Source organism: Photorhabdus akhurstii, from assembly GCF_018448925.1.
Taxonomy (GTDB): domain Bacteria; phylum Pseudomonadota; class Gammaproteobacteria; order Enterobacterales; family Enterobacteriaceae; genus Photorhabdus; species Photorhabdus akhurstii.
In genome coordinates this window covers 1-1,923 of record NZ_RCWE01000076.1, presented here as the reverse complement: position 1 = coordinate 1,923, position 1,923 = coordinate 1, and the positions used below count along the sequence as shown (strand labels likewise).

Below are 1,923 nucleotides of genomic sequence, written 5' to 3'. Positions count from 1 at the left end.
AACAATGCATTCCATTGCAAAGTTGACCGCCAGACGCCGATTTTCCCAATGTCCTCAGTCAGTTACAACCCGTTTTTTCCAATGTGCGTTCACCGCCGAACCCAAAACCCCCTGGCGCGTTTTTCGCCCCCGAAGATCGGTTTTTCCCACCGGGCACTTGTTAGTGTCGCGCCTTTTTCAGCAACGGGTGAACGGTACCCCTGCGATGTTCTGATACACGGTGACTTCGGGTTGCGCACGGTTTTTGCATGACCACACCTGGTCTTTGTTGTTATTACCCTGCAACAGCTGCAACTGGGGGCACTGAGTACGAATATTCAACGACTCTCCGTTGGTATTGCGATATAGGTAGTGCTAGTAACGCTCCCGTATCGGTCTCCTGATATCAGAGGTATAAAAGGATTGAAATTAGCGCAATGAGCAAGCCCTATGCGCTAATCTGATCATTGAGAGCAAATAATTAATACATATATTTAAGCAATATCACTTTCTTCATATCTTAACTGAATATTAACAGGTGCAAGAATTTCTCCAACCTTTTCCAAAAAATCGGCACATTCATGTGGGATATGATACTTAAAATAAACTTCTATTAGCATTTCACTTTTTCCACAGGAAGCAGGAAAGCTTTCGTATATCTCCCCGCTTTCAATAAAACGAATATAACTATTTATTTTTTCTTGTAGTTTCAGTAAATGTTCTTCTATCGAACCACTCCACGGCAAATGATCAGTTAATCCTAGAACAACTAAGTTTTCATTGTTATTAGGTATACCTATCATATCTATTTTGTTCACGTCTTCTATAGACATATTAACTCCTTACTCAATCTTTAGAAGTAGGTCTGATAATGTCAACCTTGGTTGGCGGTATTTTGCTCCCTTCTTCAAAACCCGGTTTTCCTTTACCAACGACAGTGCCCCCCTTGGTTTCAAGTTCAGGAAAACCTTTCTTTTGATTTGTTGTTAATGGAGCAGTTGATGAGCTTTTACATTCAACACAGATAATGTTTCCTTCTTTATCTTTTCCTATCATGTCAACCCTTATTTTTATATTACTCTCTGTTTTGACAGTAATTTCCCGTGCTGATTCAACTTTATCAACTTTGAATTTATCGTAAGTAGATTGTTCAAATTCTTTACCTTTCTCATAATTCTGTTGTGTCTGTGAGCCAGAATTAGGTGATTGAATTCTTGTCTTCACGCCATTTTCAAACGTATAGTACCCACCATTGTAACTATAAATTGTGTTTCCTGATGCGTCTATTTTTCCAGTGTTATTATAAACACCATCTTTTGGCCCAGTAACTGAATTTCCTTTTGGGGTATAGCCCGCAGGTAATGTTGTCCCTTTTCCTGTCTGAGTAGTTCCCTTTCCGACTATATTCACAGAAGTTCTATTAGCTTTTGCCCCAATAGCTCCGACCGCAGTCTCCAGCAGCAACAGGTTACGCTGCTCTTCCTGCACGTACTGCGCCGCATCGGCTTTGGATAACCCGGCGTTTTCCAGCTCTTTTTGGCGCAGTTCCGTGTTAAAGAACCCGGAGAGGGGTCCGTTGCCGCCATTTAGCCAACTGCTCTGCTCTGAACGCCCCAGCTTGTCATTGGCACGGTAACCTGAAACAGCCAGCTCTTTACCCAGCTCATGGTTGATGAATGCCAGTTCTTCGCGGCTCAACTCACCACTCAACGCCATCTGTTTCAGGCTGTTGATGGTCGCATCACTGGCCTGCCGGTATTCTGTCCAGACCCTTTTACGGCAGCTGTCATCCTGACACGATGCCAGTTTACCGCGCATGTCCTCCACTGACGGCAAGCCTTTATCCAGAATGCGCTGGCTCAGCTCCTTAGCCTTGCCGCACGCTTCCGGTGACAGCGTGCGGCAATCACCCAGATTTCGCGAGGCCAGCGCATTATTCTCAAC

General features: G+C 44.1%; 2 protein-coding genes and 1 pseudogene. 1 reads left to right on the top strand and 2 read right to left on the bottom strand.

All coding sequences use genetic code 11. The features are described from left to right. Positions 1-252 (top strand): annotated as a pseudogene (locus EAE93_RS23775) (hypothetical protein); the annotation flags it as partial. 221 nt (positions 253-473) lie between these two features. Here EAE93_RS23775 and EAE93_RS23770 read toward each other — a convergent pair. Next, positions 474-812 (bottom strand): DUF6572 domain-containing protein, encoded by a 339-nt coding sequence (locus EAE93_RS23770; RefSeq protein ID WP_172911360.1) that lies wholly within the window; start codon positions 810-812, stop codon positions 474-476. Positions 813-825: 13 nt separating this feature from the next. Then, positions 826-1,923, bottom strand: a 1,098-nt coding sequence (locus EAE93_RS23765) for a hypothetical protein (RefSeq protein WP_214040714.1), incomplete at its 5' end; no start/stop codon positions are given.